Raw genomic sequence first — 23,666 nt, forward strand, 5'->3', positions numbered from 1 at the left:
ATTTTGATTTTGTTAGGTCAAAATCCTTGACCCACACAGTAGACTGCGTGAGTAATAATAGACATTATTCATCCCGAGTAAATTGGCTGTTCTGACATAAGTATTTTCTTAGATCTTAACAACACAACATATCCAGAACAGGCCACTTTAGTGACATTTCGTTAACATTTAATCGTTTCTAATCATTAACTCTCTGCATCTACAGCCTAAATCAGCGCCTTCGCACGGCAAGTGAATGGGGGTATGAAAAACTTAACTCTGCCATCACTTTCATTTAAGAAACTTCGGATAATACCGTGGTGAAGTCACCACGGTATTAATTCAATCATTCTCACGGTGAACAGCCATTATTCTAATATGCATTGTGAAAATAATTGACTTTACTGCCTAGATTATGAACGCGCTTCGGCGATTGCGCCAGAAAGTGCACCTAGAACTGTCGATGCTGAAACAATCAATCGGTTTAATTCTGCCTGCTCTTCGTTTTTAGGAATATGCGATTCACCCCGCATCTTGCTAATTAAAATTCCAGACAAAAAACCTGACATTAAACCAACGCCAGCACCAGCCCAAAGACCCCAACCAGCACCAGATACTGCATTCATTTCTACGACAGATAACTCTTTCATATAATTTCCTTATTAATTTTATTGAGTCAGTGATTGCTATTAACGCGCTTCGGCGATTGCGCCAGAAAGTGCGCCCAATAGAGTAGAAGCAGCAATAAGATGCTGATTGAGTTCATTTTTTTCTGGAGTTACATCATGAAACGTTTCTTTATTCAAGATCATAAGGCTATAGGTCGCAACAATCCCAGCCAAAGCCCCAACCCCTGCCCCCGCCCAAAAACCCCAGCCAGCACCCGATACTGCATTCATTTCTATAACAGATAACTCTTTCATATAATATCCTTATTATTTTTCGATCATAAATATTCATCGAAGTTTTATATAAATTATCATCTATAGTACATAATAGTGATAATCCCTGATGGCATTCATCATTTATAAGCAATGCAAATGCTCTGCTAAATTAGCAATAATAACGAAGCGTTTGCCACCGACATGAGACTAACAGAACAACTTTTCAGGAGTAAACTCATTTAAAAAAAAGCTCATTCTGTCTTATATATATCTAAGAAACCCACTAGACATTAATGAAAATAATTTCGATCAATACAGCGCAACTTATTTATAATTAAAAATTTAATATAAACAGCCGTTTAGTTTTCTGGTCAGTAAATAAAGTGGAAGAAGCTATCAGCGAGGGGGGCTTTCCCGGCCCTGACTTCAGAACCGGGTGAGAAGAAGGCAGATTTTACTTAGTGTCTTCTATTTCAAGGACAGCCTGTTTAAAGAGGGCAGTGAGCGGCTTTTCATCACCAAATACCGCCTTTTTATTGGCGTCTAACCAGCTTTCACGGTCGATATTTTTCCAATCAACGTCGTAACCAGCGTGAATAATCAGTTGCTCGAAGAAGATGCGTTGCGCCCGTCCATTGCCGTCGCGGAACGGATGCAGCAGATTGATACCCGTATAGTAATGAGCCAATTTCTTGCAGAAATCTTTGTGAGGAAGATCAACCAGATAACCCTCATCTTCCAGCTCCTGCATCAGCGCATTGCCCTCTTTCTCGATATAGGCGAAGTGGCAGAAAGGCGTGTCTTCTTTGTAGATATCCATTTCACGAAATTTACCAGCCCAAGGATAAATGTCCTGAAACAGCGTTTGGTGAATGGCGCAAAGGTGCGGCAAGCCCATCTCGGGTTGCCCAAGGGAGATAGTGGCAGCCCGCAGCGCGGTAAAGGCCATTTCCGCCTGCGCTAATCGATTCGCCTCGTGAATACCTAGTTTATTTTCTAGCACCTGGATACCGGGATAGAGATAGGGATCGACGCCTGCATTCAGCTTATCGTTCATAGTGCCCCCTTAAGTCATCCAGTCGCTGGGCAACTTGCTCTGGGGTGAGGTTCACAAGCTCGATGTGCAAACCATCCAACAGTGAACTGGCTTGGAAATTGCGATTTTGGCGCTCTTTGAACAACTTCTCTTTCTGTTTCGCGGTCAGCTTGGTACTCATCTCGGACTCCTTAGCGTGGGTACGCTCGCTAGCGTATTTCTGAGGTAAGTATAGTCAGGGAAAGTGAGGGCAAAAAAAATGCCCGGCATTTGCAGGGCATTCTTAGAAAACGGCGGGATAGGGCTTACTTTGCGCTACTTCTTGCGACCACCCATAATAGAGCCAAGCACGCCGCGCAGGATCTGCCGACCTAAGTCGCGCGCCATGCTTTTGGCTGCGACCTGCACCACCCCGTCTTTTTTCCCGCCACGCGGGCCGGTAGAGCCGAAGAGGATCTCATTCAAGCTGCCCATCAAGCCGCCACCCTCAGCCTGCGTTGCAGCCGGCTTTTGCGCCGCCGTGCCAGCAGGCTGTGCCACGGTGCCAAAGCCCTGAGCCTGAATCTTTTCATACGCCGACTCGCGGTCAATGGCATCTTCATACCGGCCATAGAGTGGCGATTTGTTCAGCGCGCTATTCATCCCCTCATCGCCGAGCATGCCCATTTTGGATTCTGGCGCGATAACCATCGCCCGCTCGACCACGTTCGGGCGCCCCTTCTCATCAAGGAAGGAGACCAGCGCTTCGCCGACGCCCAGCTCGGAAATTGCCGTTTCAGCATCAAATTTCGGGTTTGCGCGCAGGGTCTGCGCCGCCGCTTTCACCGCCTTCTGGTCACGCGGCGTGAAAGCTCGCAGGGCGTGCTGCACGCGATTTCCCAGTTGGCCGAGCACGCTGTCAGGAATATCCAGCGGGTTCTGGGTGACGAAATAGATACCCACCCCTTTCGAGCGGATCAGGCGAACGACCTGTTCAATCTTGGTCAGCAGCGCGGCGGGGGCGTCGGTGAACAGCAGGTGCGCTTCGTCGAAGAAGAACACCAACTTTGGCTGCTCGGGGTCGCCCACTTCTGGCAGATGCTCAAAAAGCTCCGCCAACAGCCAAAGCAGGAACACGGCGTACAGCTTCGGCTGGTTAATCAGTTTATCCGCCGCCAGCAGGTTAATGATGCCCTGCCCATTGGCGTCAGTTTTCATCAAGTCCTTGATATCCAACATAGGTTCGCCGAAGAACTGGTTGGCGCCCTGTCCTTCCAGCGTCAGCAGCCCGCGCTGAATTGCGCCAATGGAAGCCGACGAAATGTTGCCGTACTGGGTCTGGAACTGTTTGGCGTTGTCGCCGACCACTTGCACCATTGCGCGCAGGTCTTTCATGTCGAGCAGCAGCATGCCGCTGTCATCGGCAATCTTAAACACCAGATTGAGCACGCCGGTTTGCACTTCGTTCAGGTCGAGCAAGCGGGCGAGCAGCAGTGGACCAAGATCCGACACCGTGGCGCGGATCGGATGGCCTTTCTCGGCAAAAATATCCCATGGAATAATAGTGCAAGCCCGCGGCTGCCAGTCAGTCACACCAATGCCCTGAAGCCGCGCATTCAGCTTGTCCGACGCCACGCCCGGTGCGCCAATCCCTGACAAATCACCTTTCACATCGGCCAAAAATACCGGCACGCCGATACGCGAAAATTGCTCGGCCATGCGTTGAAGGGTCACGGTTTTACCCGTGCCGGTCGCGCCGGTGATTAAACCGTGGCGGTTAGCCAGCGCAGGCAGTAGCGTCAAGTTTTGCACGGGTTTGCCATCCTGCATGGCAATCGCGATCAGGCGGGGTTCACTCATTTCATTATCCTTTGAACAGGGGTGGGTTCTGGCACTGATTAAAACCTATAAGGCAGATGAATAGGCGTCAAGAAATCCGAATTTTCGACATAAAAAAGCCTCCGGATAGGAGGCTTTCGCATTCTTGCTGCTGGCTTAAATTATGGCAGGACTTTGGCAGAAAGGATAACCACTGGCGTGGTTGGCACATTCTGGTATGGGCCTACGTTATCGGTTTTCACCTGAGCGATTTTATCAACCACGTCCATCCCCTTGATAACCTTGCCGAATACCGCATAACCGAAGTCACGCTGGCCGTGGTCGAGGAAGGCGTTGTCAGCCACGTTGAAGAAGAACTGGCTGGTCGCGCTGTCTTTCTCAGAAGTACGCGCCATAGCGATGGTGCCGCGCAGGTTACGCAAGCCATTGTCAGCTTCGTTTTTTATTGGCGCTTTGGTCTGCTTCTGCTGCATGTCAGTGGTGAAACCGCCACCCTGAATCATGAAGCCTGGAATAACGCGGTGGAAAATGGTGTTGTTGTAGTAACCACTTTGCGCGTAATCGACAAAATTCTTCACAGAAACCGGTGCTTTAGCACTGTCGAGTTCGACTTCGATATTACCTGCGGAGGTCGTCAGCAGTACGTGTTGCTGTGCGGCAGCGAGTGCGGCAGGTGACAGCGCGGTGAGGGAGAGCAGCGCAGTGACGGTCACTAAAGTACGTTTAAACATGACGATTCCTTTATCCAAAATACAAACAACTGTACCCGATAGATTTCAAGATGCAGCTAGGCGGCAGCCCGCGCGGCTTCAGCTCGAAATCTAACGGGATAAACCCATTGATTCTAAAGAGCCTATACCTACAGTGCCAGAGCTTTACTTTTATTTACGTATAGCTATGACCTGCCAAGTAAAAAAAAGTTTTGTCGGCTATCTCTCGCTTTGTGACATGGGGGGTTTTTTGACAACGCTATCCGGCTAAGATATAAAAATGAGAGCGCTCTCATTCTTCAATTTTAATCACCTATCACTGAATCACACTTTCAAAAAGGCAGGAGTCGAACATGAAAAAAATTGTCCTTTGCTGTGCCGCAGGAATGTCGACCAGTATGTTGGTTCAGCGAATGCTGAGTGAGGCGAAAACCCGCGAGCTGGACGTCGACGTGCGCGCCGTGCCGGTGGCCGAGTTTGAACACATTATTGGCGAAGCCGACGTGGTGCTGCTCGGCCCGCAGGTACGCTATGAACTGGCCCGTCTCTCTGACCTCGCCGCCCCGCTCGGCAAGAAAGTCGCGGTAATAGACATGATGGATTACGGCACCATGCGCGGCGACAAAGTGCTGGCGACGGCGCTGGAGCTTATCGGAGGTGCCCATGAGTCAGTTTAAAATCACCATTATCGGCGGTGGCAGCAGCTACACGCCGGAGCTGGTCGAAGGCTTGATCCTACGCTTTAACGAGCTGCCGGTCACCGAACTGGCCTTAGTGGATGTCGAAGCGGGCCGCGAAAAAGTCACCATTATCTCCGAGCTGACCCGCCGCATGCTGGCGAAAGCCGGGCTGGAGCACGTCAAAGTTAGCGTGCATTTCCAGCTGGATGACGCCATTCGCGACGCCAAATTCGTGCTCACCCAGCTGCGCGTCGGCCAGCTCCCTGCCCGCGCCGCCGACGAGCGCCTCGGCTTGAAGTATGGCCTGATTGGCCAAGAAACCACCGGCGTGGGCGGCTTTGCCAAGGCGCTGCGTACCATCCCAGTGCTGCTAGAAATTGCTCGAAAAGTTGAAGAGTTAGCGCCAGATGCCTTCATCATCAACTTCACCAACCCGGCTGGGATCGTCACCGAAGCCGTGGCCCGCCACAGCAAAGCCAAAATCATTGGCCTGTGCAACGTACCCATCACCATGCACCACATGATTTCGAAAATGCTTGGCGCGAAGGATGAGGATATTCATCTGCAGTTCGCCGGGCTGAACCACATGGTGTGGGTACATCGCGTGCTGGAAAACGGCCAAGACGTGACGCAAAAAACGCTGGATCTGCTGTGCGACGGCGCGACGTTGACCATGAACAACATCAAGGATCAGCCGTGGAAGCCTGAGCTGCTGCGGGCGCTGGGGGTGATCCCTTGTCCATATCACCGCTATTTCTATCTGCCGCGCGCCATGCTGGAAGATGAGATTAAACAGGCGGCGGACGGCGGAACCCGTGCCGAAAAAGTGATGCAGGTGGAGAAAGAGCTGTTCGCGCTGTACGCCGATCCGAATCTGAATACCAAGCCGGAGCAGCTGAGTTTCCGCGGCGGCTCCTTCTATTCGGAAGTGGCACTGGAACTGATTCGCTCAATCCATAATAATCTCGGCACGCAAATGGTGGTAAATACATCAAATCACGGCGCTATTCATGGCTTACCGGATGACGCCGTGGTAGAAACCAACTGTATTATCGACGCCCACGGCGCGACGCCGCTGGTGTTCGGGCGCTTAGCGCCGGTACTGCATACGCTGGCGGATCAGGTGAAAACCTTTGAGCGCCTGACCATCGACTGCGCGGTGCACGGCGACCGACAAAGCGGCCTGCTGGCGCTGATGACCAACCCGTTGGTCGGCGACGCCGCGCTGGCACAACAACTCTTCGATGAGGTTTTACAGCTCAACGCGCCGTATTTACCTCAATTTAGATAATTTCCCTGCCCCTGACTGGCGGGGCTACAGGAGCCAGTATGGTGACATTGGAAGACGTCGCAGCCTATGCCGGAGTGTCCCGGGCCACCGTTTCTCGGGTGGTGAATGGCGACCAAAAGGTCAAAGCAGCCACGCGTGAAATCGTGGTTCGGGCCATCGCGATGTTGGGCTACAGCCCGCATCCGGCGGCCCGTGCGCTGGCGTCGAGCCAAAGCCATACGCTGGGGTTAGTCACCACCTCCTATCGCGGTGCTTTTTTTGGCGCGCTGATGGACGTGGTGCAAACCGAAGCCGAGTCGCAGGGGAAGCAGTTAGTCGTCACTCAAGGGCGTGATAGCGAGGAGAACGAACAGCAGGCCATTGCGCGGCTGTTCGGCTTACGCTGTGACGGCCTGATCCTGCACGTGCGCCACATCAGCGATGAACGCCTGAAACAGCTGGCCCACGACAACAATCCTTTCGTGCTGCTCGACCGTCTGGTGCCCGGACTGGAATCTCGCTGCATCAGCTTCGACCACGCCCTCGCCAGCCGCATCGCCACCCAGATGCTGCTCGACGCCGGTCATCGGCAAATAGCCTGCATCAGCGGGCCGCTGCAACGCCACTCCGCCAAACTGCGCTGGCAAGGCTTCGCCGATGCCATGCAGCAGGCGGGAATTGCACCCTTGGCGACGCTGGAAGGGGATTACAAGCTGGATAGCGGCTTTCGCCACACCGATACCTTGTTACGCCAGCCGGTGAAGCCGACGGCGATTTACTGCTGCAACGAGGATATGGCAATTGGCGCCCTGCTGGCGATCAGCGAACACCGCCTGCGGGTGCCAGAAGACATTTCGCTGATTTGCTACGACAGCGGCGAACGCGCCGAGTTTGTGCGCCCGGCGCTGACCAGCGTGCACTTCCCGATAACCGACATGGCGCAGTTCGCCACGCGGCTACTGCTGGATGAACTGTCGCTCGAGGGCGATATCCTCCACCAGCAGTTCCCACCGAAAATCGTCAGCCGCGACTCTATCGCGCCACCGCGCACTGACGCGCAGGCCGTCTAACTGTTGAAGTTGACCGACTCGGTTTTCTGCAAATGGATCACCGTCTGCGCGGGCTGCGTCTCGGCAATCACCACCCCGCGACGGATGGAGTAGCGCACTGGCGTCTGGCGGCGCACGGCGTCGAATCCGCTCTCAGCCGGGAGAATCACCAGATTGGCTTCATTGCCACTTTTCAAGTTATAGCCTTGAAGATTCAGGGTTTTGGCGCTGTAAGTGGTGATTAACTTCAGGCCATCGTCAATCTGCTGGTAGCCCATCAGTTGGCAGACATGCAGCCCCATGTGCAGCACTTGCAGCATGTTGGCGGTGCCCAGCGGATACCACGGGTCGAACACGTCATCGTGGCCGAAACAGACGTTAATCCCGGCGTCGAGCATCTCTTTCACCCGCGTCACGCCGCGACGTTTCGGGTAAGTGTCAAAGCGACCTTGCAGATGAATATTCACCAGCGGGTTGGCGACGAAGTTAATGCCGGACATCTTCAGCAAGCGGAACAGCCGCGAGGTATATGCCCCGTTGTAAGAGTGCATCGCGGTGGTATGGCTGGCGGTGACGCGCGCGCCCATATTTTCGCGCAGGGCAAGAGCCGCGACGGTTTCCACAAAGCGCGACTGCTCGTCATCGATTTCATCGCAGTGCACATCGACCAGCTTGTGGTACTTTTGCGCCAGCGCGAAGGTCTTGTGCAGCGACTCCACGCCATACTCGCGGGTGAATTCAAAGTGCGGAATTGCCCCCACCACGTCGGCCCCCAGCCTCAGCGCCTCTTCCAGCAAGGCTTCGCCATTGGGATAGGACATGATGCCTTCCTGTGGGAAAGCGACAATCTGTACGTCGACCCAGGGCGCGACTTCGGCCTTCACTTCCAGCATGGCTTTCAGCGCGGTCAGCGTTGGGTCAGAGACATCCACGTGGGTTCGCACATGCTGGATACCGTTGGCAATCTGCCACTTGAGGGTCTGCCACGCACGCGCTTTAACGTCTTCGTGAGTCAGCTGCGCCTTGCGCTCGGCCCATCGTTCAATGCCTTCGAACAGGGTGCCGGACTGGTTCCAAGCAGGTTGCCCGGCAGTCTGGGTGGTATCGAGATGAATATGCGGTTCGACAAACGGCGGGATCGCCAGCCCGCCCTGAGCATCCAGCACGCCCTCGGTCTGCCCATTCCCCTGTGGCTGACTGGTGATTTGGCGAATGCGCCCGCCTTCGATTTGAATCTGCCACAACCCGTCGGCGTAAGGCAGTCGAACGTTTTTGATAGTCTGCAAACTGGTCTGAGTCACCTGTTACCTCGCTGAGATTTTGATGTTCTTTGCCCACAATAGCGGAAACCGCCCACAAGTCGACACCTCACACAGTCCTGATGCCATTCATTCGGTATTCTTGAAGAAACATCATCACAGACTAAAGGATTTGTATGCGCCAAAGGATAATTGTTTGCCCATTAATTGAGTATCAAGGCACCTATTTACTCTGCAAGATGGCTGCCCACAAAGGCGTTTTCCCGGGTCAGTGGGCGTTATCTGGCGGTGGGGTAGAACCAGGTGAGACAATACTAGAGGCATTATTGCGAGAAATACGCGAAGAACTTGGCGATGCTCTTGAGCTGGAAAAAATTGAACCTTGGATATTTAGGGATGATGTGAGAGTGAAAACCTACCAAGATGGTTCGCAAGAAGAGATTTATATGATTTACCTACTCTTCAACTGTTTGGCAAAAAATAATAACGTCACAATTAACGACGAGTTTGAGAGTTTTGCGTGGGTTCATCCGGCAGACCTATCCCAATACGATTTGAATGAGGCAACCCAGATCACCCTTAAACAGCGGGGATTGCTCTAGCATAGATAAACCTATTTAAAATCGCCCACTTACATAAAAACCAATATAAATCAGTCAAATACCACCTAGGGAGTATATTAGAGGCGGCTTGATTTGCGTCAAGGTGCCCGACTTCACGCGCGTTATGTTGAGCCTATAGAAATCAATTCCGAGGCAAACATGAGCAAAGTCAGACTGGCGATTATTGGTAACGGCATGGTCGGCCATCGCTTTATTGAAGATTTACTGGATAAAGCCGAGCCGGGCCAGTTCGATATCACGGTATTTTGTGAAGAGCCGCGCGTCGCCTACGACCGCGTTCATCTTTCCTCCTATTTTTCCCACCACACCGCCGAAGAGTTATCTCTGGTGCGCGAAGGCTTCTACGAGAAGCACGGCGTTAAGGTGCTGATCGGCGAGCGAGCTATCACGCTGAACCGTGCCGAAAAGGTGATTCACTCCAGCAGCGGCCGCACCCTCTATTACGACAAACTGGTGATCGCCACCGGCTCCTACCCGTGGGTGCCGCCGATTGCCGGGTCTGACGGCCAGGACTGCTTCGTCTATCGCACCATTGAAGACCTGCACGCCATTGAAGCCTGCGCCCGTCGCAGCAAGCGCGGCGCGGTGGTCGGCGGCGGCCTGTTGGGGCTGGAAGCCGCAGGCGCGCTGAAAAATCTGGGCGTCGAAACCCATGTAATTGAATTCGCCCCCGGCCTGATGGCCGAACAGCTCGACGTGATGGGCGGCAACCAGCTGCGGCAGAAAATCGAAAGCATGGGCGTGCAAGTTCATACCGCGAAGAACACCAAAGAGATCTCCCAAGGCGGCCAGTTCGCCCGCAAAACCATGGCTTTCGCCGACGGCAGCTCGCTGGAAGTGGATTTCATCGTCTTCTCCACCGGTATCCGCCCGCAGGACAAGCTGGCGCGCCAGTGTGATTTAGAGATTGCGCCGCGCGGCGGCATTGTGATCAACGACCAGTGCCAGACCAGCGACGCGGATGTCTACGCCATCGGCGAATGCGCCTCGTGGAACCAGCGCACCTTCGGCTTGGTTGCGCCGGGCTATAAAATGGCTCAGGTCACCGCCGACCATCTGTTAGGTCGCGAAAACCAGTTCACCGGCGCAGACATGAGCGCCAAGCTCAAGCTGCTGGGCGTTGACGTGGCGGGTATCGGCGACGCCCATGCCCGCACCGAGGGCGCACGCAGTTACGTCTACCTCGATGAAAGCAAAGCCTTATACAAGCGTCTGGTGGTCAGCGAAGACAACAAAACCCTGCTCGGCGCGGTGTTGGTCGGCGACACCAGCGATTACGGCAATCTGCTGCAATTGGTGCTCAACAGCATTCCACTGCCGGAAAATCCGGACGCGCTGATCCTGCCAGCCCACGCGGGCAGCGGCGGCGCGGTGATTGGTACCGACGCCCTGCCGGAAAGCGCGCAAATCTGCTCCTGCTTCGACGTGACCAAGGGCGACATTATCAAAGCGGTTCAGGGCGGTTGCCACACGGTGGCGGAGCTGAAATCCACCACCAAAGCCGGCACCGGCTGCGGCGGCTGCATTCCGCTGGTGACCCAAGTGCTGAACGCCGAGCTGAGCAAGCAAGGCATAGAGGTGAATCATCACCTGTGCGAGCACTTCGCCTATTCGCGTCAGGAGCTTTACCACCTGATCCGCGTCGAAGGCATTAAGTCCTTCGAGCAGCTGCTGGCGAAATATGGTCAGGGCTACGGCTGCGAAGTTTGTAAACCGACCGTCGGCTCGCTGCTGGCCTCCTGCTGGAATGATTACGTGCTCAAACCGCAGCACGCGCCTCTTCAGGACACCAACGACGTGTTCCTCGCCAACATGCAGAAAGACGGCACTTACTCCGTTATTCCGCGCTCGCCGGGCGGCGAAATTACCCCGCAGGGCCTGCAAGCCATTGGCGAGATTGCCGCGGAATATAACCTCTATACCAAAATCACCGGCTCACAGCGCATCGGCATGTTCGGCGCGCAGAAAGATGATTTACCGGCAATTTGGCAGAAGCTAATTAATGCCGGATTCGAAACAGGCCAGGCTTACGCTAAGGCACTGCGCATGGCGAAAACCTGCGTAGGCAGCACCTGGTGCCGCTTTGGTGTCGGCGACAGCTTGGGCTTCGGCATCAGTCTGGAAAACCGCTACAAGGGCATCCGCACCCCGCACAAAATGAAATTCGGCGTTTCGGGCTGTACCCGTGAATGCTCAGAAGCTCAGGGCAAAGACGTGGGGATCATTGCCACCGAAAACGGCTGGAACCTGTATGTCTGCGGCAACGGCGGCATGAAGCCACGTCACGGCGATTTGCTGGCGGCGGATTTGGACAACGACCAACTGCTGCAATACCTCGACCGCTTCATGATGTTCTACATCCGCACCGCCGATAAGCTGCAACGCACCTCGGTCTGGCTGGAGAGCCTCGAAGGTGGCATTGATTACCTGCGCAAAGTGATCATTGACGACAAGCTTGGCCTGAATGAGCAGTTGGAAGCGGAACTCGCCCGCCTGCGCGACTCGGCGGTCTGCGAATGGCAGGAAACGCTGAACGACCCGGCGGCGCAAACCCGCTTCACCCACTTTATCAATAGCGCCCAGCGTGACCCGAACGTGCAGTTTGTCGGCGAGCGCCAGCAACACCGCCCTGCGCGGCCTGAAGAACGTATTCCCGTTAACCTGATTGACGCCGGGGAGGAAGTATTATGAGCCAGTGGCTAACCCTTTGTTCTGTTGAACAAATTTTGCCGGGCTGCGGCGTTTGTGCGCTGGCCGGTGAACAGCAAGTGGCGCTATTCCGCCCGCGCGCCGATGAGCAGGTTTTTGCTTTATCGAATATTGACCCTTTCGCCCAAGCCAGCGTATTGTCGCGCGGCATCATCGCCGAACATCAGGGCGAGCTGTGGGTCGCCAGCCCGCTGAAAAAGCAGCATTTCCGCCTGACGGACGGACTGTGCATGGAAGATGAGAGTCACTCGATCACCGCCTACCCGACGCGAGTTCGCGACGGCAACGTGCAAATTAATCTTTAGGAGCGCCGCGCGCGATGGACTATTTCCCGCTGTTTTGCCAGTTACACAACAAAGCCTGTCTGCTGGTGGGGGCGGGAGACGTCGCGGAGCGCAAGGCGCGTCTGCTGCTCGACGCCGGGGCTGACCTGTGGGTGAACGCCACGAGCTTTAGCGCGCAGTTCGACGTCTGGCAAGCTGAAGGGAAAGTGCGCCTGCTGCGCGGGCCTTTCTCTCCCCTGCTGGTGGATGAAAAGTGGCTGGTGATCACCGCGACGGATTCCGAAGCGGTTAATCAGCAAGTCAGCCAAGCCGCCGAACAGCGCCGGGTGTTCTGCAACGTGGTGGACGCGCCGGAAAGCGCCAGCTTCATCATGCCGTCGATCATCGACCGTTCTCCGCTGATGATTGCCGTCTCCTCCGGCGGCAATGCTCCGGTGCTCGCCCGCCTGCTGCGCGAACGGCTGGAGGCGATTCTGCCTCAGCATCTTGGCAAACTGGCCGACACCGCCGGGCAGCTGCGCCAGCGGGTGAAAACCCATTTTCAGGATATGTCGCAGCGCCGCCGCTGGTGGGAAAAGCTGTTTAATCATCATCGTCTGGCGCAGTCATTGGCCAACAATGACATCCAACAGAGCGACGCCTACATCGAAGAGCTATTTAGCCAGCCGGTGGAGCATCATGGCGAAGTGGTGCTGGTAGGCGCGGGGCCGGGAGACGCCGGTTTACTGACGCTAAAAGGTTTGCAACAGATGCAGCTGGCCGACGTGGTGGTGTATGACCGGCTGGTGTCTGACGCCGTGCTGAATCTGGTCCGCCGCGACGCCGAGCGGATTTTTGTCGGCAAGCGCGCTGGGCACCACTGCGTGCCGCAAGAGAGAATCAACGATATTTTGCTCGAGCAGGCCAGGCTGGGTAAACGCGTGGTGCGGCTAAAAGGCGGTGACCCCTTTATCTTCGGGCGCGGCGGCGAAGAGCTGGAAGCGCTGAAAGCCGAAGGCATTGCTTTCTCAGTGGTGCCGGGCATTACGGCGGCCTCCGGCTGCTCGGCCTACAGCGGTATTCCGCTGACTCACCGTGACCACGCGCAAAGTGTCCGGCTGATAACCGGCCACGCCAAGCAGGATGGCAAGCTCGACTGGGCCTGTCTGGCGCAGGGCCAGCAGACGCTGGTGTTCTACATGGGGCTGACGCAGGCGGCAGATATTCAGGCCAACCTGCTGAAAAACGGCCTCGCGGCCACCACGCCGGTCGCGCTAGTGGAAAATGGCACCACTCAGCGCCAACGGGTGATCACCGGCGAATTGTCCTCCCTCAGCCAGCTTGCCAAGCAGGTGGAAAGCCCAAGTTTAATTATCGTTGGCTCAGTGGTCAGTTTGCGTAAGCAGTTGAATTGGTTTGCCAGCGAGACTGTCAGTTAACCATTTAGACCAAACCGCGGCTGATTGACTGACATAAAAAAACCACGCCGAGGCGTGGTTTTTTATTGCTCGAGCCTAATGCTTACGGCGCGGCAACAAAGCCAATGGCTTCATACACTTTTGCCAGCGTAGACTTGGCGCGGGCGCGGGCTTTTTCAGCACCGTCACGCATGATCTGCTGCAATAAGGCTTCATCATTACGGAAATGGTGATAACGCTCTTGCAGCTCGGTCAGCATACCTGAAACGGCTTCAGCCACCGCGCCTTTCAGATGACCATACATCTGGCCTTCGAACTCAGCTTCCAGCTCTGGGATGCTTTTGCCGGTCACGCCAGAGAGGATATCCAGCAGGTTAGAAACACCCGCTTTCGTCGTCAGGTCATAACGCACTACAGGCGGCTCTTCGGAGTCCGTCATCGCGCGTTTGATTTTTTTGGTCACTGCCTTCGGATCTTCCAGCAGGCCGATAACGTTGTTGCGGTTATCGTCAGACTTGGACATCTTCTTGGTCGGCTCTTGCAGAGACATCACGCGCGCGCCGGACTTAGGAATAAACGGTTCTGGAACGGTGAACACGTCGCCGTACAGCGCGTTAAAACGGTTGGCAATATCGCGGCTCAGCTCCAGATGCTGTTTCTGGTCTTCCCCTACTGGCACCTGATTGGTCTGGTACAACAGGATATCGGCGGCCATCAACACCGGATAATCGAACAAACCTGCCGTGATACTGGCATTTTCATTCTCATAACGGGTTGATTTATCTTTAAATTGAGTCATACGACCCAGTTCACCGAAGTAGGTATAGCAGTTAAGTGCCCAACTCAGCTGCGTGTGCTCAGGAACGTGGGATTGCACAAAAATGGTACTTTTTTGCGGGTCAATGCCGCAGGCCAAGTACAGCGCTAACGTGTCGAGCGTCGCCTTGCGCAGCTGCGCAGGGTCTTGACGCACGGTGATCGCATGCAAGTCGACGATGCAGTAGATGCACTCGTAATCGTCCTGCAACTTAACCCACTGACGCAGCGCACCCATGTAGTTGCCAATGGTCAGTTCACCTGAGGGCTGTGCACCACTAAATACGATGGGTTTACTCATTTTTATGCTTCCTGATCTTTTAAGATAACAGCCCAAAAGTGGGCAAGAGGTCGGCGAAATGGTCCAACACGCTGTCGGGCTTGCTCAGCGCGATGCTTTCACCGTAGTTGTAGCCGTACGTCAAACCAACGCAGCGGCAACCGGCGGCCTGTGCCGCCTGAATATCATTACGCGAATCCCCGACAAAAACCAGTTCGCTGGCACGTAAACCAAGCTGCGCGAGCATCAGGTAAATCGGCACGGGGTGCGGTTTCTTTTGTACAACATCATCACCGCCGATCACCACCGAAAAATAGCTTTCGATGCCCAGCGATGCCAGCAGTGGCGCGACAAACGGCGTCGGCTTGTTGGTGATAAGACCCAACGGCAGGCCCTGCGCGTGCAAGGCGGCCAGCGTCTCTTTAACCTGTGGGTAGAGGCGGCTGCCACCGGCGGCGGTGTCGGCGTAGTAATGGTCGAATTTATCCCGCACCCGCTGCAAAGCCGCAGGAGACATATCCCCTTCGGCCCAGCGCACGGCGCGTTCAACCATGACATCAGCGCCGTTGCCAATCCAGGTGCTGATACGCTCAACGCCTGCTGCCGGTAAACCCATATCTTTCAGGGCCATATCTACCGCATCTGCCAGTCCCGGCGCGCTATCTACCAAGGTGCCGTCGAGATCAAAAGCGGCACCTTTAAGTGTCATAACGCCTGCGGGCAGAGAATCAGTCATGGGAAACCTTCGCCAGTTCGCTGCGCATATGGTCAATGACCGTGCGGTAGTCAGGCTGGTTAAAGATGGCAGAACCGGCGACAAACATGTCAGCGCCCGCTGCGGCAATCTCACCAATGTTTTCAGCTTTCACGCCACCGTCAATTTCCAAACGGATGTCATAGCCGCTGTCGTCGATCAGTTTGCGCACCTGGCGCAGTTTGTCGAGGGTGCCCGGAATAAACGACTGGCCGCCGAAGCCTGGGTTGACGGACATCAGCAGGATCACGTCGAGTTTGTCCATCACGTAATCGAGGTAGCTCAGAGAGGTCGCCGGGTTGAACACCAGACCGGCTTTACAGCCGTGCTCTTTGATCAGCTGGATAGTGCGGTCGACGTGCTCAGACGCTTCCGGATGGAAAGAGATATAAGTGGCACCGGCCGCGGCAAAGTCAGGGATCAGGCGATCAACTGGCTTAACCATCAGGTGAACATCAATTGGCGCGTTGATGCCGGATTTCTGTAGGTAATTATGCAGCGACTGGCAGACCAAAGGTCCGATGGTCAGGTTAGGCACGTAGTGGTTATCCATGACGTCAAAGTGAACGACGTCACCGCCAGCTTCCAGTGCTTTCACAGTGTCTTCGCCCAAACGCGCAAAGTCAGCCGAAAGAATAGATGGGGCAATTAAAAACTTTTTCATCCGCTTCTCCAAACTACTTATAGGTTTACAGAAATAATCGGTTTTATATCAACGAGAAAGATCAGCGATAAAGCGCTAACAGCTCATTCACTTTACTGCGTTGCGATACATTGCTGCTGATAGTCCGGCGGGCAGAAACCCGATGCAGCTTCGCTCCGGCGTACCACTCCAACGTGAGTGGCGTTTCATGGTTGGAGATCAACACCGGCACGTCGCGCTCTGAAGATAACTGATGCGCCAGACGGGCCAGATTCTGCTGATCTGCCATGCTGAAACTGTTGGTATGGTAAGCCGTAAAATTAGCCGTGGCCGATAACGGCGCGTACGGAGGGTCACAATACACCACCGATCCGGAAACCGCCTTCAGCAGAGTTTGCTGGTAATGCTCGCAAACAAACTGTGCATTCTGTGCTTTTTCGGCAAACCAGTAGAGTTCCGCTTCCGGGAAATAGGGCTTCTTATAACGACCAAAAGGCACATTGAACGCACCGCTAAGATTATAGCGACACAGCCCGTTGTAACAATGGCGGTTGAGATACAGGAACAACACCGAGCGACGGTAGATATCACTCGTCAGGTTGAATTCTTCTCTCAAGGCGTAGAAACGTTCTGATTGGTTGAATTCAGGAGAGAAAAGCACGCGAGCATCGCGCACGAATTCTGCGGTACGCGATTTAACAATGTTGTAGAGGTTAATCAGGTCGCTGTTGATGTCAGCCAGAATGTACGATTTATAGTCGGTGTTAAGAAACACCGACCCCGCACCAACAAAAGGCTCTATTAAACAATCACCTGCTGGAAGATGACGTTTGATGTCATCGACCAGCGGGTATTTGCCACCAGCCCATTTCAAAAAAGCGCGGTTTTTCTTCATGCCGTCAGTTAGCTACTTATACAATTCACAGCCGCGGATTGTACCCTGTTTTTAGACAGCAAATCGCGTTGAGATCAGATTCATTTTTTCAGGTCTTGCTGTACTTGATGTACAGGCTTAACCCACGGTTTTTTGGCTTGAACTTCAGCTGGCAAACGAGAAATTGCGCTCTTAGCTTCTGCAGAAGAAGCATAGTTGCCGCTCACCAGAACATACCAAGGCTTACCATCACGCGAAGTCTGATAAACCAGATAGTTTTTCAGGCCCTGCTGTTTAGCGAAGGCGTTCAGGGAGTTCGACTGAGAAGCCCCACTCAGCTGCAACGTGAAATGGCTGCCCGGTGCGGATTTAATCGCTCCGCCGCTGCCTGACGTTGGTGCACTCCCCGTAGCAACTGGCTTAGTCGTTTCTTTCGCCGGATGAGACGCTGTCGCTGCTGGCTTGGTAGCCGCAGGCTTATTGGCGTGCGCTGGGGCAGTGTGCGTGGCTTTCGGCTGCGCGGCTTTGTGCGTAGTCTGCTGCTGCGTGTTACGCGGCGCGACTGGCGCAGTGCCTTTGGCAGCACCATCAACGGTGGCTGGCGCGGTCGGCAATGAAGTCAGCGACTGTGCTCCGGCGTTAATGCCATCCTGCGCGGCAGAGTTAACCTGACCTTGCTGAGAAGAGAGCGCGTCAGACATATCTCCCGGCAAATCAACACGCTCTTTGGCCTGGCCGTTATCGGGCTGAGGCTGAGCTTCAGTTGGCGTAGAGGAAATAGGAGGCAGGCCGATACTTTTCGGCTGTGCGTCACCGCTCGCGGAGGCTGCATTTTGTTGAGCTTGCTCAGTAGGCTGAGTCGGCGCCGCTGCGTCATTGCCTGAACCCGACAAGTTGATGTCTTTCGGTCCATTATTGACTTGCGAAGCTTCATGCTTGGTTGGGGCTTTGAGGGCAGAACCAATACCGACAATCAGTAACAGCAGTACCAGAATGCCGACACCAATCATCACATGTTGGCGTGATACGGCAAGTTTAGGTCCAGAAGAAGGCGGTTTGCGTGAGCGCGTTGGGCGGCGATCGCTTGTGTCTGGCTTGAGATCGTCTTCCGGTGTTAAATCATCCATCTAAAACCTCCAACCCGGCTAAAGGCCAGCAAATGCGACCTTATGCGGAGCAACTATCCTGACTGATAAATATAACGCTTTGCTGGCAAAGGGGTAAAGGGTAGGCGCAAGCCTGTGACACGCAGCACACAGGCAGAGGCGTTACCGACAATCCTCAATCGATGCCAGCACCATTTCATGAGACACACCGGAGCGAACTTCAGACTGACCAATCGCTTTCGGCAACACCAGACGCAGCTCACCTGCCAAGACTTTCTTGTCGCGCATCATGTGCGGCAAATAGGCTTCAGCAGGCATTTCCTGAGGACCGGTAACCGGCAGTCCGGCACGCACGAGCAGATTTTTCACTCGGGCAATGTCAGCCAGAGTAAATTGGCCTAAACGATGCGCGGTATAACACGCCATGACCATGCCAGCCGCGACGGCTTCACCGTGCAACCAGTTGCCGTAACCCATTTCAGCTTCAATCGCATGCCCGTAAGTATGGCCAAGATTGAGCAAAGCGCGCATACCACTTTCGCGCTCGTCGGCGGCAACCACGTCAGCTTTGATCTCGCAGCAACGACGGATACAGTAAGCCAGCGCGTTCATATCCAGCGCTAACAGGGCATCCATATTGTCTTCAAGCCAATCGAAGAAGTCGGCATCAAGAATAATGCCGTATTTTATGACCTCAGCCAGACCGGAGGACATCTCACGGGCAGGCAGGGTGCGCAGGCAGTCGAGATCGACCACAACCGAAGCGGGTTGATAGAACGCGCCGATCATGTTTTTGCCCAGCGGATGGTTGACGGCAGTTTTGCCACCAACGGAAGAATCGACCTGAGATAGCAACGTGGTAGGCACCTGTATAAAGCGTACCCCACGCTGATAACTGGCGGCAGCAAAGCCGGTCAAGTCGCCCACCACGCCGCCACCAAGGGCAATAAGCGTGGTATCGCGACCATGAGGTTTTTCCAGCAGGGCTGAGAAAACATCATTAAGAACAGACAGGGATTTGTATTGTTCACCATCAGGCAGTATCACCTGATCAACACGAACGCCTGCCTGCTCCAGCACTGAACGAACAGAGTCCAGATAGAGAGGTGCCAGAGTCTGGTTTGTCACCAGCATGACCTGATCACCTGCCTTTACAGGCATAAAAGAAGCCGGATCGTGGAACAATCCGGCAGCAATCGTAATTGGGTAGCTACGCTCCCCTAAGGTTACGGTAATCCTCTCCATTTCGCGCTCAGTGACCTTCTTAACTTACACCTTCAGGCAATAACAGAATGCCAAAAATTAATTGCTTTCCAACATGTTAATGATTTGGTTAGCAACGACCTTGGCGCTTTGATCATCAGTACGGATAGTCACATCCGCAATTTCTTCGTACAGTGGGTTACGTTCTTTCGCCAGTGCTTCAAGCACTTCGCGTGGAGGTGAACTCACCTGTAACAATGGACGTTTTTTGTCGCGTTGTGTACGCGCCAATTGTTTTTCGATGGTAGTTTCAAGATAGACGACAACGCCACGCGCTGATAAACGGTTGCGGGTTTCGCGTGATTTAACAGAACCCCCACCGGTCGCCAGAACGATGCCTTGTTTTTCTGTGAGTTCGTTGATCACTTTTTCTTCGCGGTCGCGGAATCCGTCTTCGCCTTCTAAATCAAATACCCAGCCTACATCAGCCCCGGTACGTCGCTCAATTTCGTGATCGGAGTCGAAAAACTCCATATTGAGTTGCTGAGCTAACTGTCGACCAATAGTGCTTTTGCCGGCACCCATAGGCCCAACCAGAAAGATATTGCGTTTCTCTGCCATGTTTTTCGGTATTACTAAGACAATTCGTTGATGATAACCCGCCCCGCCAATCAAATTAGCGGCGGGACCTAAACTGAAACCTCATGAGCGATAGTGCGAGATCAGACAAAAATTATCTCAACACTCTTGGTAGTTTGGCAACCGAATAAATCGCATCGCGCGCCGCGGGAGGGAAACCGTACGTTTTTTATCGGCGTGTCAGCAGTCATTAAAAATCACGGTGCTCAATTCGGTAACCCTTGTAAGCTAAATCGACGGCAGCGTCAAACTCAGAAGCCTTTCAGGACGCAAAAAGTTGTATAAGCTCAGCACTATTTCTCTGTTTTTATTATAGCAACGGGTACCTATTGGCTGTTAATTAAGGTGGGAGTAATAAAAATCACCAGTTCGCGTCGTTTCTGGTTTTTTGCCTGATGTTTGAATAAAGAGCCCACCACCGGGATGTCGCCAAGCAGAGGAACTTTGTTTTGCGCGCTCTGATTGTGTCGTTGGAAAATGCCCCCCAGCACCACGGTTTCGCCGTCTTTAACAGTGACTTGAGTTTTTATCTCTTGTTTATCAATGGCCAGCGCCTCACCCTCGGCCTGTTTCACCGTTTTGCCCGGCATATTTTGGCTGATGTGTAAGGCCAGAGTGATATTGCCGTTGCGCTGAATTTTAGGCGTCACCTCCATGCCCAACACGGCCTCTTTGAATTCAATAGACGTGCGCCCCCGGCCGCCGCTGGAGACTTGGTATGGGATCTCACTTCCCTGCTTGATGCTGGCGGTTTGCATGTGGGCTGTCAGCAGGCGCGGGCTGGCGATGATATCCACCTGATTTTCCTGCTCCAGCGCGGTCAGCTCCAAATCCAGTATCCGGCCGCTGATGTGCGCCAGATTGAACCCCGCAGTAAAGGCCGGATTATCCACCGGCAGCCCCATATTGAAGCTATTCATCCTGACCGACTTGGTGACGGCAGCGTCGCCGCTAAACCCCCAGCGCACCCCGAGTTCGCGCAGGCTTTCGCTGTTCATGGTGACAATGTGCGCCGCCAGCTGCACCTGCTGCAAAGGCAAATCCATCTCCCTGACCCAGGGTGCGACGGTGTCCAGCGCTTGCTGGGTGTCGCGAATCAATATCGTGTTGGTGCGAATATCCGCCGATGCCCGGCCCCTTTCTGTGAGCAGCGAGCCTTTCTGCGCATTCAGGCTCGCCGCCGTCTCCGTCGCGTCGGCATAATGAAGAGGCAGCGTCATGCTGATGAGCGGCCTTTGGCGCAGCTCATTTTCGCTCTCTTCTTCCCTCTTGAGGCGCAGCAGCGCGGGATCGGGAGTAGGTGTAACCATCAACACGTTTCCCTGCCGATGGCTGCTGACCTTGCCCATCTGCAAAATAATATCCAGCGCCTGCTGCCAGGGGACGTCGGCCAGCCTGACGCTTAAATTCCCCTGCACACCCGGCGCAGTGACCAGATTCATTTGCTGATGATCTGCCAACGCTTGCAGGATGACGGTCAGTGGTGCGTTTTGAAATTCCAGCGTAATGGGCGCAGCGGCACTCGCCCGGCTCCACAAACTGATAAATAGCGCGAAACAGAGGAATGTCATTCCAAGAACGCCTTTTACTCGATTCATTATTATTCCTTTCCTTGGCATAGAATGAGCGGCAGCTTTACTGGCTGCCTAACTGAAGCTTAAATCGTTGTATGGCGCAGGGCGGATGGTCTAAATCAAACAGCACGCTGCCCGGCGTGACAGCATCCACCTGCCAGCCCGACGCGCCGTCGCGCCATCCTGGCGAAGCCTTTTGCCAACCCGCGCCCGGCCACATTAGCCATCCCTGGCGCTGCTCGCCGCTGCCGATAATCCCCGCCAGCAGCACCCCCTTAAAGCTGTGAACCGGGTCCGGGCAGGAGGCTGATGTCGCGGCAGCGAAGGGATCGCGAACGATGTTCTCCCAGCTCTTCATCCCTGTTAGCGCCTTGGGTTTAAAACTTTCTGCGGTTAAAGAGAACCTGACATCCAGTTGCCCGCTCCCTGCCCGCAGATTTAACTGATCCAAGCTCGGCGAGTTTGGACCATCGGCCAGCTCACTCATCAGCCTCATTAGATCAGTAAAGCTGGCCTTCACCGACAAACTGCCCCGTTCCGCCTCGGGTTCATCTTGCGGGGGGGAAACGCCACTCTCCTCTGGCAGCCATTTAACTAAGGTGCTTTTCGACTCACGCAGTGGCGCGGTTATCTGCTCTAACAGGGTAATAGGTTGAAACTCGCGGCTGGCAAGAAGCGGCCTTTGTTGCTGCAAAAGCACCGCCAGCGCGGGCTGAGTCAGCAAGTTGGTCTGTTGCTGTAAGATTGCCTGCTGTAAGTCAGCGTTTTGCTGTTGCCCTTCCTGGCGTTGCTGCAAAGAGGAGCTCAACAGCAAGAAGTAGAGGAGTGCGCCGCTCGCGCCCTCGTTAAGCTGAGTGAGCCACAGGCCGTCGGGAATATGCTGCGACAATAGCCCGAGCAGTTGCAGATAAGAGGCACTCTTCTCGTAGCGCTGCTGGCGCTGGCTGGCGGTTAGCTGTAGCGACTGTAATTGCAGCCGGGCCACATCCACCTTCTTAAGCTGGGTGCCTAAACGTTTTTGCCACTCACTCAACTGTTGCGCCGCCACCCTCTGCTCAGCCAGATCACGCTGAACAAGCCACCACCCCACTGCCGCCACCAGCAGAGTCAACATCAGGGTCAGCACCGTGAGGAAGAGCCAAAAGCGTTGTTGCTGTTGCCTCTGTTGGGCGCGCCATGGCAGTAAATTTACCTGCAACATCCGTTATCCCTCGCTCTAAGGGCTAAGCCCATCGCCAGCGCGAATGCCGCAGGATTAGCGGGCAGCGGCGGGGAAAACTGGGTCAATGCGCGAAAAGGCGACCAAGAGCCGACACCTTGCGGCAACTCTTCAACCCTCGGACTGCTGAACAGCAGCTGTTCATCGCAGAGTTTTGCGGCCCGGTACTGCTCTTTTGCCAGACTAGCGAGTTGGCTGATGTCTTTGACTTCCTGCGCGTCAAACACACCAAATTGGAAAGGCAGCCCGTGTGGCGACGCCCACAGCCAGCCTTCATCAAGCCGGTGCAGCAGCAGTTTTTCCGCGCTTTCCCCCGCGACGCTTGCCGCCAATTGCAGAGCACAGGGCGCCAGCTCCACCACTTCCGGCGTGAGATGAGATGCAGCCAGAAAACGCTGCCACTGCTGCAGCTCTTCGCGGCGGGCCGCCGTGACAATGATGTTTTGCGCGTCCATCGGCGCGGCGCGGTAGTCCATCACCAGTTGCTCAACGCTGAGCGGGAAGTGTTTTGCTCCACTGGCAAAGATAAAAGCGCTGCGGGCGGCGCCAGACAGCCGGACATCAGGCTGGGGGAGGCTGTGCTGCATAACCCGATGAGCAGGAAGGCAAATTCGCAACGAAATTTTTACAGGAAGGGTGCTGCGCCAATTCGATAAAATAGCTGAAAGCGCCGTGGTCTCATGTAAAATCCCCCCGCGTAAAGAAAGTGGGGGCAGAGGATGCTCCCACCACTGCCTCAGTTGCCAACCGTAATGTCGCCGTTGGACGGCGATCGCTCGGGCAAAACCAGCTTGAATATCCAGGCCTACCTGCCATGCTTGTGATCGCATTTGCGTCTGATCTCCATATCGTCAAGTTCA

At 54.5% G+C, this 23,666-nt stretch carries 23 protein-coding genes and 1 pseudogene; 7 read left to right on the top strand and 17 right to left on the bottom strand.

Going from position 1 to position 23,666, the window contains the following annotated elements; translation table 11 throughout:
- Nucleotides 1–392: 392 nt before the first annotated feature.
- The 6 genes from V2154_RS20135 to ppiA all read right to left on the bottom strand — a co-directional run bounded on the left by V2154_RS20135 (nt 393) and on the right by ppiA (nt 4,448).
- A complete protein-coding gene (locus tag V2154_RS20135) occupies nt 393–629 on the bottom strand; it encodes a hypothetical protein (RefSeq protein ID WP_353503583.1) in 237 nt (78 codons plus the stop codon).
- A gap of 39 nt (nt 630–668) precedes the next feature.
- Nucleotides 669–902 carry a hypothetical protein gene (locus V2154_RS20140; RefSeq protein WP_353503584.1) on the bottom strand — a complete coding sequence of 78 codons (234 nt, stop codon included), beginning with the start codon at nt 900–902 and terminating at the stop codon, nt 669–671.
- Between the two features lie 415 nt (nt 903–1,317).
- Complete coding sequence (locus V2154_RS20145) at nt 1,318–1,920, bottom strand: putative adenosine monophosphate-protein transferase Fic (protein WP_353503585.1); 603 nt, start codon at nt 1,918–1,920, stop codon at nt 1,318–1,320.
- A complete protein-coding gene (locus V2154_RS20150) occupies nt 1,910–2,080 on the bottom strand; it encodes a YhfG family protein (protein WP_353503586.1) in 171 nt (56 codons plus the stop codon). Before V2154_RS20150 ends, V2154_RS20145 begins: the two co-directional genes overlap by 11 nt.
- A gap of 134 nt (nt 2,081–2,214) precedes the next feature.
- Nucleotides 2,215–3,738: a helicase HerA-like domain-containing protein gene (locus V2154_RS20155; RefSeq protein ID WP_353503587.1), complete on the bottom strand. Its 1,524-nt coding sequence runs from the start codon at nt 3,736–3,738 to the stop codon at nt 2,215–2,217.
- A gap of 140 nt (nt 3,739–3,878) precedes the next feature.
- Nucleotides 3,879–4,448, bottom strand: coding sequence for a peptidylprolyl isomerase A (ppiA, locus tag V2154_RS20160; RefSeq protein WP_034793783.1), 570 nt, complete (start codon nt 4,446–4,448; stop codon nt 3,879–3,881).
- Between the two features lie 332 nt (nt 4,449–4,780).
- Here ppiA and V2154_RS20165 point away from each other — a divergent pair, with 332 nt between their 5' ends.
- Genes V2154_RS20165 through V2154_RS20175 form a run of 3 tightly spaced genes read left to right on the top strand, consistent with a single transcriptional unit; the run spans nt 4,781 to nt 7,447 of the window.
- Nucleotides 4,781–5,104, top strand: a complete 324-nt coding sequence (locus V2154_RS20165) for a PTS sugar transporter subunit IIB (protein WP_353503588.1) — start codon at nt 4,781–4,783, stop codon at nt 5,102–5,104.
- Entirely contained in the window at nt 5,091–6,398 is a 1,308-nt protein-coding gene (locus V2154_RS20170; protein WP_353503589.1) for a 6-phospho-beta-glucosidase, read from the top strand. Before V2154_RS20165 ends, V2154_RS20170 begins: the two co-directional genes overlap by 14 nt.
- Nucleotides 6,399–6,436: 38 nt before the next feature.
- Nucleotides 6,437–7,447, top strand: a complete 1,011-nt coding sequence (locus V2154_RS20175; protein ID WP_034793793.1) for a LacI family DNA-binding transcriptional regulator — start codon at nt 6,437–6,439, stop codon at nt 7,445–7,447.
- On the opposite strand, the gene V2154_RS20180 is transcribed toward V2154_RS20175, so the two are convergent.
- Nucleotides 7,444–8,727: a cytosine deaminase gene (locus tag V2154_RS20180; protein ID WP_353503590.1), complete on the bottom strand. Its 1,284-nt coding sequence runs from the start codon at nt 8,725–8,727 to the stop codon at nt 7,444–7,446. The genes V2154_RS20175 and V2154_RS20180 overlap by 4 nt on opposite strands.
- Before the next feature lie 134 nt (nt 8,728–8,861).
- Here V2154_RS20180 and nudI point away from each other — a divergent pair, with 134 nt between their 5' ends.
- The 4 genes from nudI to cysG all read left to right on the top strand — a co-directional run bounded on the left by nudI (nt 8,862) and on the right by cysG (nt 13,719).
- On the top strand, nt 8,862–9,287 hold the full coding sequence (gene nudI, locus V2154_RS20185) for a nucleoside triphosphatase NudI (protein ID WP_353503591.1): 426 nt from the start codon (nt 8,862–8,864) through the stop codon (nt 9,285–9,287).
- A 159-nt stretch (nt 9,288–9,446) separates the two neighbouring features.
- Nucleotides 9,447–11,999: a nitrite reductase large subunit NirB gene (gene nirB / locus V2154_RS20190; protein ID WP_353503592.1), complete on the top strand. Its 2,553-nt coding sequence runs from the start codon at nt 9,447–9,449 to the stop codon at nt 11,997–11,999.
- On the top strand, nt 11,996–12,322 hold the full coding sequence (gene nirD / locus V2154_RS20195) for a nitrite reductase small subunit NirD (protein WP_278877117.1): 327 nt from the start codon (nt 11,996–11,998) through the stop codon (nt 12,320–12,322). The genes nirB and nirD overlap by 4 nt, the downstream gene beginning before the upstream one ends.
- A gap of 14 nt (nt 12,323–12,336) precedes the next feature.
- A complete protein-coding gene (gene cysG, locus V2154_RS20200) occupies nt 12,337–13,719 on the top strand; it encodes a siroheme synthase CysG (RefSeq protein WP_353503593.1) in 1,383 nt (460 codons plus the stop codon).
- Between the two features lie 82 nt (nt 13,720–13,801).
- Here cysG and trpS read toward each other — a convergent pair whose 3' ends face one another.
- The 10 genes and pseudogenes from trpS to pilM form a co-directional block, all read right to left on the bottom strand.
- Nucleotides 13,802–14,815, bottom strand: coding sequence for a tryptophan--tRNA ligase (gene trpS / locus V2154_RS20205; protein WP_353503594.1), 1,014 nt, complete (start codon nt 14,813–14,815; stop codon nt 13,802–13,804).
- A gap of 2 nt (nt 14,816–14,817) precedes the next feature.
- Nucleotides 14,818–15,530 (bottom strand): annotated as a pseudogene (locus tag V2154_RS20210) (phosphoglycolate phosphatase).
- Complete coding sequence (rpe, locus tag V2154_RS20215) at nt 15,523–16,212, bottom strand: ribulose-phosphate 3-epimerase (protein ID WP_100936412.1); 690 nt, start codon at nt 16,210–16,212, stop codon at nt 15,523–15,525. The pseudogene V2154_RS20210 and the gene rpe overlap by 8 nt, the downstream one beginning before the upstream one ends.
- A gap of 61 nt (nt 16,213–16,273) precedes the next feature.
- On the bottom strand, nt 16,274–17,086 hold the full coding sequence (gene dam / locus V2154_RS20220) for an adenine-specific DNA-methyltransferase (protein ID WP_353503596.1): 813 nt from the start codon (nt 17,084–17,086) through the stop codon (nt 16,274–16,276).
- A gap of 80 nt (nt 17,087–17,166) precedes the next feature.
- A complete protein-coding gene (locus V2154_RS20225) occupies nt 17,167–18,192 on the bottom strand; it encodes an SPOR domain-containing protein (RefSeq protein WP_353503597.1) in 1,026 nt (341 codons plus the stop codon).
- A 141-nt stretch (nt 18,193–18,333) separates the two neighbouring features.
- Nucleotides 18,334–19,416 carry a 3-dehydroquinate synthase gene (aroB, locus tag V2154_RS20230; protein WP_034793819.1) on the bottom strand — a complete coding sequence of 361 codons (1,083 nt, stop codon included), beginning with the start codon at nt 19,414–19,416 and terminating at the stop codon, nt 18,334–18,336.
- Between the two features lie 57 nt (nt 19,417–19,473).
- Nucleotides 19,474–19,995 carry a shikimate kinase AroK gene (gene aroK / locus V2154_RS20235; RefSeq protein ID WP_034793822.1) on the bottom strand — a complete coding sequence of 174 codons (522 nt, stop codon included), beginning with the start codon at nt 19,993–19,995 and terminating at the stop codon, nt 19,474–19,476.
- Nucleotides 19,996–20,339: 344 nt separating this feature from the next.
- Nucleotides 20,340–21,611 (bottom strand): DNA uptake porin HofQ, encoded by a 1,272-nt coding sequence (hofQ, locus tag V2154_RS20240; RefSeq protein ID WP_437342014.1) that lies wholly within the window; start codon nt 21,609–21,611, stop codon nt 20,340–20,342.
- A 37-nt stretch (nt 21,612–21,648) separates the two neighbouring features.
- Nucleotides 21,649–22,788 (bottom strand): PilN domain-containing protein, encoded by a 1,140-nt coding sequence (locus tag V2154_RS20245; protein WP_353503598.1) that lies wholly within the window; start codon nt 22,786–22,788, stop codon nt 21,649–21,651.
- Nucleotides 22,776–23,636: a pilus assembly protein PilM gene (gene pilM, locus V2154_RS20250; protein WP_353503599.1), complete on the bottom strand. Its 861-nt coding sequence runs from the start codon at nt 23,634–23,636 to the stop codon at nt 22,776–22,778. Before pilM ends, V2154_RS20245 begins: the two co-directional genes overlap by 13 nt.
- Nucleotides 23,637–23,666 lie beyond the last annotated feature (30 nt).

This window comes from Ewingella sp. CoE-038-23 (assembly GCF_040419245.1).
Taxonomy (GTDB): domain Bacteria; phylum Pseudomonadota; class Gammaproteobacteria; order Enterobacterales; family Enterobacteriaceae; genus Ewingella; species Ewingella allii.